1 protein-coding gene is annotated in these 245 nt (G+C 54.3%); it reads right to left on the bottom strand.

Going from position 1 to position 245, the window contains the following annotated elements; all coding sequences use genetic code 11:
• Window positions 1-245, bottom strand: a 245-nt coding sequence (locus L9G74_RS21695) for a DUF2785 domain-containing protein (protein ID WP_238898937.1), incomplete at both ends; no start/stop codon positions are given.

Here is a 245-nt window from a genome sequence, read left to right as displayed (position 1 = left end):
GCCTTAAGTTGGCGGTAGGCCACTAAATAGGTCGCCATTAAGAAGACCTTTTCGCCGCGCACCAGTTCCCTGCGCCGGCATAGTTCTCCCACCAAGACGGTGTACTCACCAAAGAGCTGGATCCAGCCTAACCGGTTAACGTACCCCCGGTTATCATGCTCCCATAACATGCCTAGCGCCACCCGGTCAATTAAATCACTCAGGTCTGCTTTGGTCACGAAGAAATAGCCAGCCCGGTCGGCATA

Origin of the sequence: Shewanella electrica, assembly GCF_022321485.1 — a bacterium.
GTDB classification, from domain to species: Bacteria; Pseudomonadota; Gammaproteobacteria; order Enterobacterales; family Shewanellaceae; genus Shewanella; species Shewanella electrica.
The sequence above is the reverse complement of the archived record's forward strand: the minus strand, read 5'-3'. Positions and strand labels throughout refer to the sequence as shown.